The following is a 15,518-nucleotide window of genomic DNA, read 5'->3' as shown; positions in this document are numbered from 1 at the left end:
CCTAGCTTCTAGGCTCTTTGCGCCGATTGCTTGGATTAACCCACCCAATCTTACCCAGCATCTTCTTATCTATTTTCTCTGAACTTGATTCAATCGCGTAAATGCTTGCGGCCACCATAATCCTCGAGACCTCACCAAGATAGCCTTCGCTCATGGAATAAATGAGATCAACTACTGCTGGTTCATCGGCAAAGTTCGATGGATTTTTGAGTGGAATGGCCATCTCAAAGGTGCAGAGCAAATTTAAGAACTCGTCATCATTGCTCCAGCGAGGCAATATCACCCGATCAAAGCGGTTCGATAGCTGCAAGTCTGTCTGAATCGCTCTAAAAGCATCTTGAGTCCCAACCCCGACAATGGGTATTTGCAACTCATTACCCAGATATTTGATGACATTCAGAAATGCTCGCTGCTTAGTCATCACGCCAGCTAAGATATGGTGGATCTCATCAATGATGAGCATCTTTAGGCCTACTGCTTTAAGCAACTTAATCACCTGAAATTGCTTTTTATCGGGACGATCGGCTGATTTGTATGGGGCAAAAAGTAATTCGAGAATAGTGTTGTAAAAACGATTTTCATCGGGCACTGGTGGCGCTTGCATATACAGCACCGGAATAATGGAGGCATCGCCCCCTGGATTTTCTTGCGGCTTATGTTGATTGCAAAAGCGTTTGACCAGCATGGTCTTGCCATTATTGGTGTCACCAATAATGAGCAGGTTCGGCATGCGGTGTTTGAGGGGTTCGGTCAGCAAGTTTTCTAAACGCCTAATGGCATCATCTGCTCCTGGGTAGGAAAGCCATCTTGGCGAGCGAATATAGTCAATACGCTGCGCATCCGTTTTATCAAGATAGCTTGCAACCTTTTTGGCAAGGTGGGGATAAGGCTCACTCATGAGTCATCCTCTTGCATATCGTCAATCTCAAAGGTTTTAACAACCCTTTTTGGGGCAACTGCTTTATTGGCCTTTGCCGTCCCTGCATCTGATTTCGAGTCGGTTGGCTTGGACTCCTGTTGCAGATGCGCTTTGGCACTCTGTATTCCAATGCGTTTGCGCTGCGCCTCCTTGCGAACAGCTTTGGTTTCTTTTTTGGCCTTATCGACCACTTCGGCAATCTTGTCGTAAGCGCTAAAGATGAGGTTTTCATCAATAGGCATATCGGGATAACTTTCTTCTGCTCGCTTTTCCGCTTTACGCCACTCCCAAATACTCACTGCCGGATGAGAGGTATTGCGATACGGTATTTGATAGTGCTGCTCTACTTCTGGGTCATAAAACCAGATGCTACTAATGTCCCTGGGATCTCGCCTACATAAGAACTTTTGCTTGGCTTTAGAGTTTTCAGGGTCTTGTGCATTAATCCAGCGCCGCAGCACATCATGTTGATACTCAATATGATCCCAAACAATGCCATAGGGTTGCACCGTTCTGATTTCATAGGGCATGAGATCGAGTTTGAGACGCTGCTCATCGACGATGATGGGTGGCATGCCAATACCCTTTGCTTGATCATTGCCAAAAATACCCTCTTCCCATTTAGCAAGCGGGGACATGCCGATTTGGGAATGTTTTTTCTGGTGGTAAATTTCGGTGCATAAAATCGTAAAGCAACGCTCGAATTCCGACAGGCTCATCACTGCTTCTTTATCGGAGTTATAGGTACCGCGCATCTTGGGGTTGGAGAAAGCGGCTCCTGGCAGCGCCTTGATTTCTTCATTGAGAGTGCCAAGCAAGCTCTCAATATGACCGCCATAGTGCGGTGTTTTAACGGGTCGCCACTCCAGGGTGATGCCATATTCATCACACGCTTTTTTGAGCATATTGCCCCGAAACTCTCTAGCGTTATCAGCCAGAATAGTTCTTGGCTTTCCCCAGCAAGGCCATTTAGCTTCAATATCAAATTTGGCTAGCCAAGATTCTTTTCTTAAAAAGGCATAAGATAAGCAAAGACCGGTTGATAGATTGCCCGGCGGATCAAAGGAAATGTAAAAGCCTAAGACCATTCTGGAGTAGACATCCATAATCAGGGTGAGCCAAGGCCTGCCAATAGGTTGGCGACTCACATCATCAACCAAAATCATATCAATTAAGGTGTGATCGATTTGGGTAATGGCTAGCGGAAAGTTCGCCCCAGGAATATGCCCTTTAATAGGCGCATATTTATCGCGCGCTGCTTTATTGCCTTCCCTGGCTTTTAGCTTTTGGTAGCTATCGAGTCCTTTAATGCGATTACGAATGGTATTGGGGTGTGGCGCTGCAATACCTTCCTTGGCGCAGGCTTTACAAATTTGCACAATCACTTTGGCAGCTGACTTCTTTTGCTTAGTTAAAAAATGAATATCAATGCAGCTAGTGATGATGCTATTGAGCTTTTCATCTAAGAGGGTTTTGCCTTTATCAGACCTCGTTTGCCGAATGAGGGCGCTTACAGTGCCGGTCGTCTCAAATTCACGTAGCCAGTTATAGATGCTGGTGTAATGCACCCCAGACATTTTTGCGAGCTCTTTAATTTGGGCGGTTTTTCGGTTGGGGTTGTTAATGAGCGATTTAATCAGTTCGTATTTGGCTTTAGCCTTAGCTAGTGCCTTGGGGTCTTGAGCGCTTAGGTCTTTAGAGGCCGCTTTGCGTTTGGCTTGTGGCGGTGAAAGTTCTGAGATTGAGGCTTCAGTGAGCTCACCTGTATCGGCATCACACAAAACAACGGTTTCAAAATTAATTGATTCTTGTTTGATGAGGTAGGTTTTTCCCCGGTATTGCACTGGATTACCATGGGTTAGCACCAAAGGATTTGATCTCACCTCATTCAAGATTTGCTCCAGATGACTGATTGCATCGTCAGATCTTGGTAAAGATCGACGTCAATTTGGTGGGTGGCAATTAAATGCCACAGCGTAGGCATTAAATGTGCTTGCGCATACCTATCACGATCAATGGAGGCTAGCAATTCCATCGGGGTTGATTGCCCGATATGCTTAAGACGCCCTAGAAGTAGTTCAATGTCTTGTACTTTGGGCTTTTGAAATTTAAATCCTGTTAAAAAACGGCAATTAGCAAGATATGGAGTTCTAACCTCTACTTCGGTAATGAGGCGATAGCGCCAACCTATAGTCTTGGCATGTCGTATGCCTGCCTTGAACTTGGGTTTGTATTGGGGCCAGTTTTCAAAAATATCGGAGCGGTATTTAACTTCACAGAGCCATGGTGTGAGCTTGAGATCAGGCTTAAATAGCACTAAGACGTCGGGAGTGTGTTTTCGTTGTTTGCCATTGGCATCTTCCCAGCAAATAACTCTAGGCTGAACTTCGAAGCGCTCCACATCGGGATGAAATTCCAATAGCGTTAGAAAGTCGCGCTCAAGAGTCGACTCAAATTGCGCATCACCAATCGATTTATCAGAAGCATGTACGCCTGTGACATTGCGGTAATTCTTGGGAATTTTCCGAACAGGCATTTTGAAAACTCATTAGAAATTATTTGTGTACAGACTATTTCTAATCTCAATCCACAGTAATCCCTTAAATGTGGGAGGGGGAATGTACTTATTTATGAATGCCCTATCAGCCCTAAAAATTAAATAATTTGCATTAAGCGCCACGTTAGGAAATTGTATGCCCGAGTCAGCCAAAAATGGCGATACACCTGAAGAATCACTTCGCGCACCCAAAGTTCGTCTATCAAGTTTAATTAGGCGCTATCAATCATTAATCACTTCGCGCCTGATACTAGCCTCTTCTTTGATTTATGGGGGCGTGGGGGTCCTATTCCTCTACCACTTTAAGCAGGATATGTCCCTCGAATTCATTATGGAGCGATATGGCGCAGTTATCTTCAGCTCTATCTTGTTCTTGATGGGGGGTTATCTATTTTTAGATGAAATATTTAGAAGAAATGCGCTTCAGCGCGAAAGATTTATCGATGTTGACGTGCGTTCACGCCCCGAGCCAGATGCCGCCGCCTATATTTATTTAATGGAAAAAATTTCCGCGCTTGAGGAATCGAGCAAAGCCAACATACAGGAAGTCTTCAATCAATTTAGCATCAGCCCCCCACAAACGCTTACTGGAGATATGGAAGGGTTTGTAGCCTATTTCGATGTTATGCGAAAGATTCTTGAGCAAAAAGCTGCTATAGCCGATGAAAAAGCATCAATTCTTTTGGACAAAGGAACAGGCTATGCGCGAAATGGAATTTTATTTTTCATCTTTTCAATTTTCGCATGGCAAATTGTTGCTCAATCTACCGGATTTCAGACGCAACACATATATGGGATTGCCTCTTGCTCATTGCTTTTTATTTTTATTGAGTTCCTTAGTGCTTGGTTTCTTAAGCAGTATCGCCAATTTGTTGACACATCCACTTACCTCATAAAGGTTAAATCAATCTTCGATAAGTACATGCTCCTTTATTTGGCGGGAAAGGAGGCTATTGATCTTGGGCGAGATGCAAAGAAGTCAACGTTAAGTTTGATCGACATGCTCAAAGAGGACATAAATTGGCCCGATAGCTACCTTACTAAAAACCCCGATATTAGCTTTGCCAAAGAGGCTCTTGAAACTATGTGTTTGCTTGCAAGGAGCATGAGGGCTGAAGCTAAGTCCGTGGCGGCAAAATCAGAGAGGGATGCAGGCGGCATCTGAGCTTGCATTGCGGAAAAAATTGCGAATTACATTGATTTGCATGCATATTGGCGATGATTGTGTGCCCTATGGACCAACCCCCCCTCATAAACGCTAAGCAATTGATATCCACTTTCTTAACTATAGAAAAAAATATATGCAAGCAAACAACTTTTCTCTAAGAAAATACTGTGAGCGTATTGGCTATGAAGAGGAGCCAAAGGCAAATGAACAAACCCTAAAAGGGCTTATACGCCACCAACTCATGACAGTGCCATTTGAAAATCTTGACGTGCAAGCAGGAAAAGTCGTTTCCCTGGTACCAGAGGAGATTGTCGAGAAGATTATTAATCGCAATCGAGGTGGTTATTGCTATGAAGTCAATGGCCTTTTTGGTATGGCCTTAGAAATTCTGGGCATTGAATATCAGTTTGTAGCGGCAAGGCCGATGTTTTACCCTGTTAAGCGCCCCAAAACCCATATGGCCATTATTGCCAAAGTTGATGGCAGGGACTGGCTTTGTGATTTGGGTTTTGGCAGTTATGGCATTCGTGCGCCAATGGATTTGGCTGAAATTGGTAAGCCCATCAAACAAGATCATGATGTGTTTATGCTCGAAAAATTAGATACAGGCGAATACCTCCTAAAAGCCTATGTTGATGATGCTTGGGCTAACCAATGCGCTTTTGATTTGCATTCTTGGGAGTGGATTGATTTTGCACCCGCCAATTACATGAACTCTACCCACCCAGATGCCATCTTTGTTCAAAAGCGGTTGGTGATTATTCAAAACCTAGCGGGTAGAACCATTCTATTGGGCGATAGTCTTAAGACGATTCAGAATGGCTTAGTTACTAAGCGGGAGGTGGGTCCCAAGCAGATTGGGGTAATACTGGAAACTTATTTTGATCTTGCTTTACTTTAGGCGCCAAGAATGCATGGTCTTAAATACGATGTGTAGAGACATTATGCAAATTATGCATAATGCATGCTCAAATGGCATTGGATTTAATAAATCTATCTCACTAAAGTTCTCACATAGTTAATGTTAGGAACCAATTTTGAACACACAGTTTAAAAATAGAGAGGGTGGATTATTGTCTTACATCAATCCTGAGGATATGGGTCCATGGGGAATGTATCTTGAGCAAATTGATCGGGTGACGCCCTATCTTGGCGATCTAGGTCGATGGGTAGAGACTTTAACGCGACCGAAAAAAGTATTAATTGTTGATGTTCCCATTGAGCTTGATAGCGGAGAGATAGCTCACTTTGAGGGGTATCGAGTGCAGCACAATTTATCGCGAGGTCCCGGTAAAGGCGGCATTCGATTTCATCAAGATGTGACACTTTCTGAGGTGATGGCTTTATCAGGGTGGATGTCGATTAAAAATGCGGCCATGAATCTGCCTTTTGGTGGTGCAAAAGGCGGTATTCGAGTAAACCCTAAACTGCTTTCAAGTGCCGAAATTGAGAGAATGACAAGGCGATACACCAGCGAAATTCACAATATCATTGGCCCATCAAGGGATATCCCAGCTCCTGATGTCAACACCAACGAGCAAACTATGGCCTGGATGATGGATACCTACTCAGTCAATCTGGGGCAAACGACAACGGGGGTTGTTACAGGAAAACCTATTTCGCTTGGGGGCTCTGTGGGGCGTAATGAGGCAACAGGCAGAGGTTTATTTACCGCCGGTGTTGAGGCTGCCAAAAAAATTAATTTAGAAATCCCAGGCGCAAAAATTATCGTCCAAGGCTTTGGAAATGTAGGAAGGACTGCAGCTAAGCTCTTCCATGAAGTGGGTTCACAGATCGTTGCGGTGATGGATCATACGGGCGCAGTTTTTAATTCGAATGGAATTGATATTGTTGCTATGGGCGCATATGTTGATAAGACGGGTGGTGTTGTGGGCTTTGGGGGTGCAGAAGTCTTGTTGCCCGGAGAGTTTTGGGGTTTGAATTGTGATATTGCAATTCCAGCAGCATTAGAGAGGCAAATTACCAAAAATAATGCAGATTCAATTAAGGCAAAGCTCATCATTGAAGGCGCTAATGGACCGACCACGCCAGAGGCTGATGACATCTTGCGAGAAAAAGGCGCATTGATAGTGCCTGATGTCTTGGCGAATGCGGGCGGCGTTACAGTCAGCTACTTTGAATGGGTACAAGACTTTAATAGTTACTTTTGGGATGAGGATGAAATTAATCATCGATTAGAAAGGCTCATGAAAAAGGCGTTTGATGCAATCTGGGAGGTTAGCCTTCAAAACAGAACCTCATTGCGAACGGCCGCCTTCATCATTGGCTGTTCTAGAATTTTGCAGTCTAGACAATTAAGGGGTTTATATCCTTAAGCCCCAATTTTGATAACCTAAATTAAAAAATAAAATAACGGAGGCAGTATGAAAATGGGGTATTTAAAGTTGCGTTTACTTGTCTGTGGCGCTCTAGTGTTTGGTTGTGTTAATACTTGGGCTCAAAGCGCCACTTTGGACAAAATTAAATCCACTGGTGCAGTAACGATGGGTGTTCGTGAGTCATCTATTCCCATGTCATACACCACTGGCGATAGTCGTTTTGATGGTTACCACGTTGAAATTTGCCGCATGATTCTTGCTGATATTAAAGATAAGCTGGGCGTTAATACATTGCGCATCAACTATCAACCAGTGACTTCACAAAATCGTGTTCCTTTGGTTCAAAACGGAACCGTCGATATTGAGTGCGGCACAACAACGAACAACGTTAACCGCGCTAAAGATGTTGGCTTTGCTAATACCCTCTACGTAGAGGAGGTGCGTATTGCCGTTAAAGCAAACTCTGGAATCAAATCAATTGCTGATTTAAATGGCAAGAAAGTTGCAACCACAACCGGAACCACCTCTGTTCAGTTGTTGCGTAAGCATGAAAAAGCAAATGGCGTGAACTTTGACGAAGTATTTGGCAAGGACCATGCTGATAGCTTCCTGCTGCTTGAATCAGGTCGTGCAGATGCATTCGTAATGGATGGCTCAATTTTGGCAGGCAACATCGCCAATTCTAAGAATCCTAAAGATTTCAAAATTGTTGGTGAGGTTCTCAGTACCGAGCCAATCGCGATCATGGTTCCAAAAAATGATCCTGAGTTCAAGGCTGCTGTAAATGCTGCAATCGCTAAGATTGTTGCAAATGGCAATATGCCTAAGTTGTGGGATAAGTGGTTCTTGAAGCCAATTCCACCGAAGAATATCGTCGTAGGTCTTGAGTTGTCACCAGCAACTAAAAATGCTTGGGCCAATCTCAATGACAAGCCAGCTGAAGACTATCAAAAGAAATAATTCACTAAAGACGGGTTAAAGCTATGGCATTAGATTTAGGTGTTTTTTGTAAGAACACCTTGGATGAAGAAGTAGTAGATCACTGCTTCTCCGCTATTTTTGGCCTTGCTCAAAATAGTGATCCAAGTTATCTCGATTGGTTGATGAAGGCCTGGGGCTGGACCTTGGCCGTCGCTGGCCTTGGTTTAATGCTTGCCTTAATTCTGGGGGCGGTAATGGGTACCTTGCGTACCTTGCCAGATACCGGCTCCTTAAATCGTTGGTTGGTTAGAATTTCCACCGCTTGGGTTGAGTTGTTCAGAAACATTCCCATTCTGGTTCAGGTATTCCTTTGGTACCACGTCATCCCCGCGTTTGTTTTACCTCTCAAAGCATTGCCATCCTATTGGTTGGTGAGTATTGCCTTGGGATTTTTCACCTCAGCGCGGATTGCCGAGCAGGTAAGGGCAGGTATTCAGGCGCTTCCTAGCGGCCAAAGAGCTGCTGCGACTGCCCTGGGCCTTACTACCGCTCAAAGCTATCGTTACGTCATCCTTCCGACGGCGCTGCGTATTGTGATTCCACCACTCACTTCTGAGAGCATGAATCTGATTAAGAACTCATCAGTTGCCTTTGCCGTATCTGTTCCTGAGCTCACATTGTTTGCAATGCAAGCTCAAGAAGAAACGTCCAGGGGCGTTGAAATTTATCTAGCAGTTACTTTCTTGTATGCGCTCTCGGCATTTGCGTTCAATCGCGTGATGGCGCTCATTGAAAAGAGAACTCGTATTCCTGGCTTCATTGCATCTAATGATGCAAGCTTGGCTCATTAAGGGTTGACCATATGTTGAGCTTAGATCTAAGTTTTTATAACTGGGAACTCTTTACTAACTACATCCTTAAGGGATTGTTATTCAGTGTTCAGTTAACGGTATTTGCCACTGTCGGCGGTATCTTGTTCGGCACCTTTCTGGCATTGATGCGCTTGTCTGGAAAGCCCTCTTTGGTTTATCCCGCCACCTTTTACGTCAACACCATGCGTTCTATTCCGCTGGTGATGGTCATCCTTTGGTTCTTCTTATTGATACCCATGTTGATTGGTAAGCCTATTGGTGCTGACCTTTCCGCAACAATTACCTTTATCGCATTTGAGGCGGCATTCTTTTCTGAGATCGTGCGGGCCGGTATACAATCCGTGCCAAAGGGTCAGGGCTATGCCGCCGAAGCATTAGGGATGACATACGGTCAGAATATGCGTTTCATTGTGCTGCCACAAGCCTTCAGAAACATGATCCCTGTCTTTATGACCCAGACCATTGTGCTGTTTCAAGATACCTCCTTGGTGTATGCCATTGGTGCATACGACTTGCTCAAGGGCTTTGAAATTGCCGGCAAGAATTACGGTCGTCCAATTGAAACCTACATCTTGGCTGCCGCCACTTACTTTGTGATTTGCTTCTCGCTTTCCAAGGTGGTTCGTATTATTCAGGCCAAAGTCGCCATTATTCGTTAATTACTTTTTAGTCGAAATTACATAGATCATCATGATTGAACTTCAAAACGTTTCAAAATGGTACGGCTCTTTCCAGGTCCTAACGGATTGCTCTACATCGATCCAAAAAGGCGAGGTAGTGGTGATTTGTGGACCATCCGGTTCTGGAAAATCGACGCTGATCAAAACGATTAATGCCCTTGAGCCATTTCAAGCTGGAGAGATCTCGGTTGATGGCATCCGCTTGCATGACCCGAAAACCAATTTGCCAAAGCTCAGAGCTAGAGTGGGGATGGTATTCCAGCACTTTGAGCTTTTCCCACACTTAAGTATTACTGAGAACCTAACGCTTGCCCAAATGAAGGTGCTTGGTAGATCTGCTCACGAAGCAAAAGAGCATGGACTCAAGTATTTAGAGCGCGTTGGTCTGATGGCTCAAAAGGATAAGTTCCCTGGGCAGCTCTCTGGTGGTCAACAGCAGCGGGTCGCCATTGCGCGCGCCTTGAGTATGGACCCTATCGTGATGTTGTTTGATGAGCCAACTTCCGCCTTAGACCCAGAAATGGTTGGTGAGGTCTTGGATGTGATGGTGAAGCTCGCCCATGAGGGTATGACAATGTGTTGCGTGACTCATGAAATGGGCTTTGCTCGTAAAGTCAGCAATCGCGTCATCTTCATGGATCAGGGAAAAATCATTGAGGATTGCAGTAAGGATGAATTCTTTGGCAATCCTGATGCCCGTTCTCCGCGCGCAAAAGATTTCTTGTCTAAAATTTTAGATCACTAATTCTATGGAACTTAAGTGGCTTGAGGATTTCGTCTTACTAGCGCAAATCAAAAATTTTAGCAAAGCCGCTGATTTGCGCAATGTCACTCAACCTGCATTTTCTAGGCGGATTAAATCTCTAGAATTATGGGCTGGAACACCCTTGATAGATCGATCCTGTTTTCCTATGGAGCTAACGCCTGCCGGCTTATATTTTTATGAACAGGCGCTTGCCTTGATCGAAAATGTATCTGAGACCAGGGCTGTACTGTCGGGTGGAGTTTCGACAGCAGGCTTGGTCATTGATTTTGCTGTGCCGCATAATCTTTCCCTCACCTTCTTTCCAGAATGGATTAAGACAGCCTCAAAATATTTAGGAGGAACGACCTATCGATTAAAGGCACTCAATGTTCATGATGCTGTTATGACGTTGATTAATGGCGGGTCAGATTTGTTGGTGGCCTATAGCCACCCAAGTTCGCCATTAAGAATTGATTCAGCTCAGTACCCTTCAAAGCTTTTAGGAGTTGAATATTTCTCTTTGTATGGCCTTAAAAGTATGCATGAAAGTTTTCGGCCCCACCCCAAATTAGAAGTTCCATTTTTATCGTATGGAGCAAACGCGTATTTAGGAAAAATTGCTGACCATATTGTTGCCAAATCTGGAATGGGCATTAACTTTAAAAAGATTTATGAGACGGATATGGCAGAGGGCCTAAAGTCAATGATGTTGGCAGGACATGGGTATGCATTTTTGCCAGAGAGCTCCGTGAAAAAAGAGGTCGCCGAGGGTTTGGTGGTCAGAGTTCTCCCTGAATCAGGGTGCACCTTGGAAGTGGATTTAGAAATTAGATTGATCCGTGATTTGGGGTCTGGCGCAAAGGATGGTGGCTCTCAGCCCCAAGGTATTTCCAGGGTGAGATATGACGTTATTGAAAATCTCTGGAATAGTTTATAAGCTTCTTGGCAATAGCTCATAAAGCTTAAGAGAATAAGACTGTAATTTTTGCTCTGACTGTAAAATAATGCCGTAAAAATGGAGACATCTGTTTGTTCATCAGAAATTACCTCTGGAATTCACTTAGAATGGGTAAGAATCTAACCGATGGGCAAGGATTATTTTTCTAATCATATTTGACTCCATGCATGGTTAGTGATTGCTAAAACCAGGGGTGGTTTTACTGTCACTCGGGGGTGAGCTTATTCGTGGAGTCTACGTTGAGGTTTTAATGCGAAGTCTGCTTGAATTACTTGGTTGAATCGCTACTAAAGTAATTGGCAGAAAATTTGTGATAAAAATATGTTCGAAAATAACTCTGTATTTCATAATCTGATTACAAATTACCACTGTATTAATTACAAAATAACGCTGTAAAAATGGAGACATCTGTTTGTACATAAGAAATTACCTTTGGAATTCACAATTTAATAGTTAATGCGAATATTCAATAGTGAGATAAATTTCTTATTTTGAATATTCCTAGCAATAACAATAACTTACTACATGTTTTAGCCTTTCCAAAGGGTAAAACTAAATGGCGTATTAGCTGGTTTGGGGAGGTAGCCTTTCCAAATCGAATGATCAGAAGAAGACAACCTTCCGTATTGGTTCATCTAACTGCAGTTAAAAACACTCTTTCGGCTCAAGATGCTGCGGGGTCCTTCCAAAAGTCGGCTTGGGTTTCTGTAGGCATTCTCCCTTCCTTGCATATTGGCGATATTTGGCAAGATGGCTATTTGCTAAAGCGAGCCAAAGATGACCTGGAGCAGTTTGCAGATATCGAAATCAATGCCAAGACGGCTAAATGCATTAAGGCTGGGTTTAGCTTAGAGGATGGCAGCTTCCTATTGCCCGTGGCTGAGTACCCTTGGCATATGGTCTCTACCCACTCTCATTGCATCTGTGTTGAGCTCCCTGCAGGTAAGAGGCTAATTATTCCTTGCATAGAAATTGCTCGGTTTTACTTTGGCTCATCTAGCAAGTTCTTTACCCAGCTATTTTTACCACCCCTAACCAGAAATTCTCTTTATTCCAATCCCGTCTATGAGCCAAAACTTGGTCGTTTAACTATTGATCTGGCCAATGGGGTTTCTGGGCGCTCTGCAGCCGATATTGGAAGGTTTTGCAGGGATCCGGTAGCGTGGAAAAGCGCAGTAAGGATTGGCGCTTCAATGCTCGATAAATCAAGATCGGGACAGACATGCCATATTCAAACAGCCTTCCCATTTGAGGGGAAAACCACGTTGCAGGTTTCAGGGCAATGGCTTTCATTGGGTGATGTGGCAAAGCAAACATTTATTGTTCATAGCATTCACTCCTGCAGTCACCCTTTTCCATTTAAGCAGATGCGCTACAACATGCAGACAGTGGCTTATGAACCTGTTAGCCCTGATCAGGCTGGTAGCCAGGGTATTCCTACGCGCCGTATAGGAGCAAAAGCTGCCAAGGGGGTTGATTTAGTTGAAAAGGATGCTGGGCCCTTGGCTGGCAAGAGTCAGCTTTTTGATACTGCACCTCGTTTTCCAGACTTGAGGCGCAAATATGTATATAGAGGCAATTCCCCAAAAAGGCAGCAAGTTCATTATGTGAGCGCCAGTCAGGTGATTCAGTCGATTACTCAAGGCGCCGTGGGCGATGCTGGATCCGCCCAGCGAATTAGGCCTATTGATCTAGGTCTTAATGAGGATCCCAATCATTTAGCAAAACAAGAGCCGCCCGAGTTTTTGCTAGAAGCTATTCGGGAGCTTGGAAAGTCCCCAGATAAATACGATATCAGCGTCCTTACCCATGATAAAACATGCGCTTGGACAGTGCCCGTGCCAATCATCTCAAATGAATATGGTGAGATTCATAGTCAATTATTTGTACAAGGGGCTGATGGTAAGCAGAGGGTAAGGCGCGCTGCAGTATTTTTAATCACTTGGTCGATATTTCACAGGCATTTCATTGTGGTTGAGGATGAGCCTGCTTATGCGGTTTCGCTAGAGGCAAAGAGAAGGTTTAAGGACAGCTACCAACCAAATTTGAATATTGCCTTGGAGGGCTACATTGGCGGCGCATCCGACTTTGGTTGGGTCAATAAAGTAATTGACTCTCTCTTAATTGCATACGGGAAATTGCGGCAATGGCTTTAGCGAAACTTCAATGAAGTGCGCCATTAACAATACGAGGTGGTTAAATCATAAAACTTTGACAATCGAGAAAATGGTTCACTGTTCATCTCGATTGTTAATAATTTTGTCATCTTATTGTAAAAATTGAGTCCGAATTATTTCGATTGATTGCTATCCCAGATAGACTGCCTTAATCGGTAGTCTTCCAATCTAGCCTTTTTAATATCTTCAATGGATTCATTAAACGAATCAGCAGTGATTATTGCTTTTGTGAGAGCTCCGGCAGAATTGGATTCGGCAGCACCCTTCTTGTATGCAATAAGAATGGTATTTTGTCCGTATGCATAGGCATCAATACGCTCATATCCCAAAAAATTAAAATTAACCGGATATAGGCCCACTAGTCTAAGGCTTGTTGCATCTAATTTATCTGTAATTTCCTTGTTTGCAATATTCATAGGTGAACCACTGCCAATAACTCCGCTAGTTGCGCCGAGCGTTGATGACCCAAGCGACTTTGCTAACGCAATTTCACCTACCGCGGTAGCAACTCCAGCGATGACTCCCCCAATGTTGGAGTCATCTTTCGATTCATATTTCAAAGGCAGTTCCGCTGGATTTCCCTGCTCAATTACAAGCGCTTTGAATTGAGCTGAATTATTGTTAATTTGGCTGGCAATCTCGCTTGAATCATAAGATTTAAATTTTTGCAGAAAACGTGGAATTTGAGCCCCAAGAAACGAGCACTCTTTGACGCCTTCTTTGCCAAGTGACTTTTTAACATCGTCAAGTAATTGATCGGTCACCGAAAAGCGCCCTATCGAGCGCAGAGAAAGACACTTCAATTTCTGTTTTTGCGCGATATACATTAGGGAGGCATTTGATTTCGCAGGATCGGGAATCCAAATTGTGTCTGCCTTTGAAATAATGACATGGATATTGTCTGCATCAAATTCGACGGCGCTTGCCTGCACCCTAAAAGATAAAGTAAAGAATGTCGCCAAGACTAATTGAGCTATTGGAAATTTCAAAAAAAGGTTTATTTTAGAGGACATATTGTTAATGGTATGGAGTATTGAGTGCGTTATAACCCCATAGCTGATATTCATTTTTTAACGGGATACTTTGAATATAGGTCAAAGATTTTCAAAAAATTTTTGCTGGCGTTTATGTCAGATGAAATGTTTTGAGCAATTGAAATTTGTTGCGGTGAAAGATTTAGCTTTTCTCTATTTTGGATTGCCATCTTATCGCCTTGAGCGGCTGATAAATTAAATAAGACGTAAGCAAGCATTAAATTTTTAGACACGCCCTCACCCATGGCGTACTTAATCCCTAGGCTATTTTGAGCCTCTGCATTCTTTTGAGAGGCCGCCAGCCGATACCACTGTATAGCTTCTTGGTAATTTTTTTGCACTCCTAGGCCATTGTCATACATCATGCCTAAATAATATTGTGCCTCTGCATTGTTTTGAGAGGCCGCCAGTCGATACCGCTGTATAGCTTCTTGGTAATTTTTTGGCACTCCTCGCCCATTGATGTACATAGACCCCAAATTGGTTTGAGCTGTTGCGTTACCTTGCTCGGCAGCAAGGCTATACCACTTGACTGCTTCTTGATCGTTTTTAGGCACGCCTTGACCCTTGGCGAATAGAGCGCCTAAGTTATTTTGAGCTTCTGCGTTGTCTTGCATGGCTAATACTAAATATTCCTGATATGCCTTCATATAATCTTTATGCTCTAACGCATCGTTAGCCTCCTGCATTCCAGCAATGGCAAAGGAGCCAAACAAGGTAGAGCCTACAAAAAATCCAAGGGCGAGGGTTCGTAGAAAAAATTGCATTATTTCTTCAATATTTTTGGGTTGAATAAAGCGATTCTTAGCGGGTTGGTGTACCCAAGACGCAAAGTCCATGAGATTGTATTCTTATGACTTAATCTGGGAAATAATTATTCCTCCTCCCCCACTAGAACTCAATTGAGCGGTGAGTGCCCAGATCACAATAGTCAATATATTTCTGAGTTGCAAAGCTGATTTACGGCATACAGTGTTATTTTCTACATAAGGTAGATCTTGTTTCTGTAATAAATAACTTTTGTTTTGAAAATTAATTATTTGATAGGATGATGTTTGGCTACTCTTTGCGAGGAACATTTTGTCGGCATGCAGAATTTTAATTCTCTTAGATTTTTCAAGCATGCAGCGCCTAGGCCTTTGTAAAAT

15 protein-coding genes are annotated in these 15,518 nt (G+C 43.5%); 9 read left to right on the top strand and 6 right to left on the bottom strand.

All coding sequences use genetic code 11. From position 1 onward, the window contains the following. Position 1 precedes the first annotated feature (1 nt). Genes ICN48_RS04630 through ICN48_RS04620 form a run of 3 tightly spaced genes read right to left on the bottom strand, consistent with a single transcriptional unit; the run spans position 2 to position 3,455 of the window. The gene (locus ICN48_RS04630) at positions 2-898 is read right to left on the bottom strand and encodes a TniB family NTP-binding protein (protein WP_216152542.1); all 897 of its coding nucleotides are present in this window, start codon (positions 896-898) and stop codon (positions 2-4) included. Then, positions 895-2,802 carry a Mu transposase C-terminal domain-containing protein gene (locus ICN48_RS04625; RefSeq protein WP_216152541.1) on the bottom strand — a complete coding sequence of 636 codons (1,908 nt, stop codon included), beginning with the start codon at positions 2,800-2,802 and terminating at the stop codon, positions 895-897. Before ICN48_RS04625 ends, ICN48_RS04630 begins: the two co-directional genes overlap by 4 nt. Before the next feature lie 5 nt (positions 2,803-2,807). Beyond that, complete coding sequence (locus ICN48_RS04620; RefSeq protein ID WP_216152540.1) at positions 2,808-3,455, bottom strand: TnsA endonuclease N-terminal domain-containing protein; 648 nt, start codon at positions 3,453-3,455, stop codon at positions 2,808-2,810. Positions 3,456-3,852: 397 nt separating this feature from the next. On the opposite strand from ICN48_RS04620, the gene ICN48_RS04615 reads away from it, so the two are divergent. From ICN48_RS04615 to ICN48_RS04575, 9 genes are all read left to right on the top strand, one after another. Continuing rightward, the gene (locus ICN48_RS04615) at positions 3,853-4,641 is read left to right on the top strand and encodes a hypothetical protein (RefSeq protein ID WP_216152539.1); all 789 of its coding nucleotides are present in this window, start codon (positions 3,853-3,855) and stop codon (positions 4,639-4,641) included. Between the two features lie 136 nt (positions 4,642-4,777). Further along, positions 4,778-5,545 (top strand): arylamine N-acetyltransferase, encoded by a 768-nt coding sequence (locus tag ICN48_RS04610; protein WP_216152538.1) that lies wholly within the window; start codon positions 4,778-4,780, stop codon positions 5,543-5,545. Between the two features lie 196 nt (positions 5,546-5,741). After that, on the top strand, positions 5,742-6,980 hold the full coding sequence (locus ICN48_RS04605; protein WP_216152684.1) for a Glu/Leu/Phe/Val dehydrogenase: 1,239 nt from the start codon (positions 5,742-5,744) through the stop codon (positions 6,978-6,980). Between the two features lie 48 nt (positions 6,981-7,028). After that, complete coding sequence (locus ICN48_RS04600) at positions 7,029-7,943, top strand: amino acid ABC transporter substrate-binding protein (protein ID WP_370624139.1); 915 nt, start codon at positions 7,029-7,031, stop codon at positions 7,941-7,943. A gap of 23 nt (positions 7,944-7,966) precedes the next feature. Beyond that, complete coding sequence (locus ICN48_RS04595; protein ID WP_216152537.1) at positions 7,967-8,755, top strand: amino acid ABC transporter permease; 789 nt, start codon at positions 7,967-7,969, stop codon at positions 8,753-8,755. Between the two features lie 11 nt (positions 8,756-8,766). Further along, complete coding sequence (locus ICN48_RS04590; protein WP_216152536.1) at positions 8,767-9,435, top strand: amino acid ABC transporter permease; 669 nt, start codon at positions 8,767-8,769, stop codon at positions 9,433-9,435. Between the two features lie 31 nt (positions 9,436-9,466). Next, positions 9,467-10,201 carry an amino acid ABC transporter ATP-binding protein gene (locus ICN48_RS04585; protein ID WP_216152535.1) on the top strand — a complete coding sequence of 245 codons (735 nt, stop codon included), beginning with the start codon at positions 9,467-9,469 and terminating at the stop codon, positions 10,199-10,201. Positions 10,202-10,205: 4 nt separating this feature from the next. After that, positions 10,206-11,138, top strand: coding sequence for a LysR family transcriptional regulator (locus ICN48_RS04580; protein WP_216152534.1), 933 nt, complete (start codon positions 10,206-10,208; stop codon positions 11,136-11,138). 512 nt (positions 11,139-11,650) lie between these two features. Further along, a complete protein-coding gene (locus tag ICN48_RS04575; protein WP_216152533.1) occupies positions 11,651-13,315 on the top strand; it encodes a hypothetical protein in 1,665 nt (554 codons plus the stop codon). A 134-nt stretch (positions 13,316-13,449) separates the two neighbouring features. Here ICN48_RS04575 and ICN48_RS04570 read toward each other — a convergent pair whose 3' ends face one another. The 3 genes from ICN48_RS04570 to ICN48_RS04560 all read right to left on the bottom strand — a co-directional run bounded on the left by ICN48_RS04570 (position 13,450) and on the right by ICN48_RS04560 (position 15,494). Further along, entirely contained in the window at positions 13,450-14,325 is an 876-nt protein-coding gene (locus ICN48_RS04570) for a hypothetical protein (RefSeq protein ID WP_216152532.1), read from the bottom strand. A gap of 74 nt (positions 14,326-14,399) precedes the next feature. Continuing rightward, positions 14,400-15,137, bottom strand: a complete 738-nt coding sequence (locus ICN48_RS04565) for a tetratricopeptide repeat protein (RefSeq protein WP_216152531.1) — start codon at positions 15,135-15,137, stop codon at positions 14,400-14,402. Between the two features lie 84 nt (positions 15,138-15,221). Then, on the bottom strand, positions 15,222-15,494 hold the full coding sequence (locus ICN48_RS04560) for a hypothetical protein (protein WP_216152530.1): 273 nt from the start codon (positions 15,492-15,494) through the stop codon (positions 15,222-15,224). Between the last annotated feature and the right edge of the window lie 24 nt (positions 15,495-15,518).

The sequence above is a fragment of the Polynucleobacter sp. JS-Safj-400b-B2 genome, from assembly GCF_018881975.1.
In the GTDB taxonomy this organism is placed as follows: domain Bacteria; phylum Pseudomonadota; class Gammaproteobacteria; order Burkholderiales; family Burkholderiaceae; genus Polynucleobacter.
The sequence above is the reverse complement of the archived record's forward strand: the minus strand, read 5'-3'. Positions and strand labels throughout refer to the sequence as shown.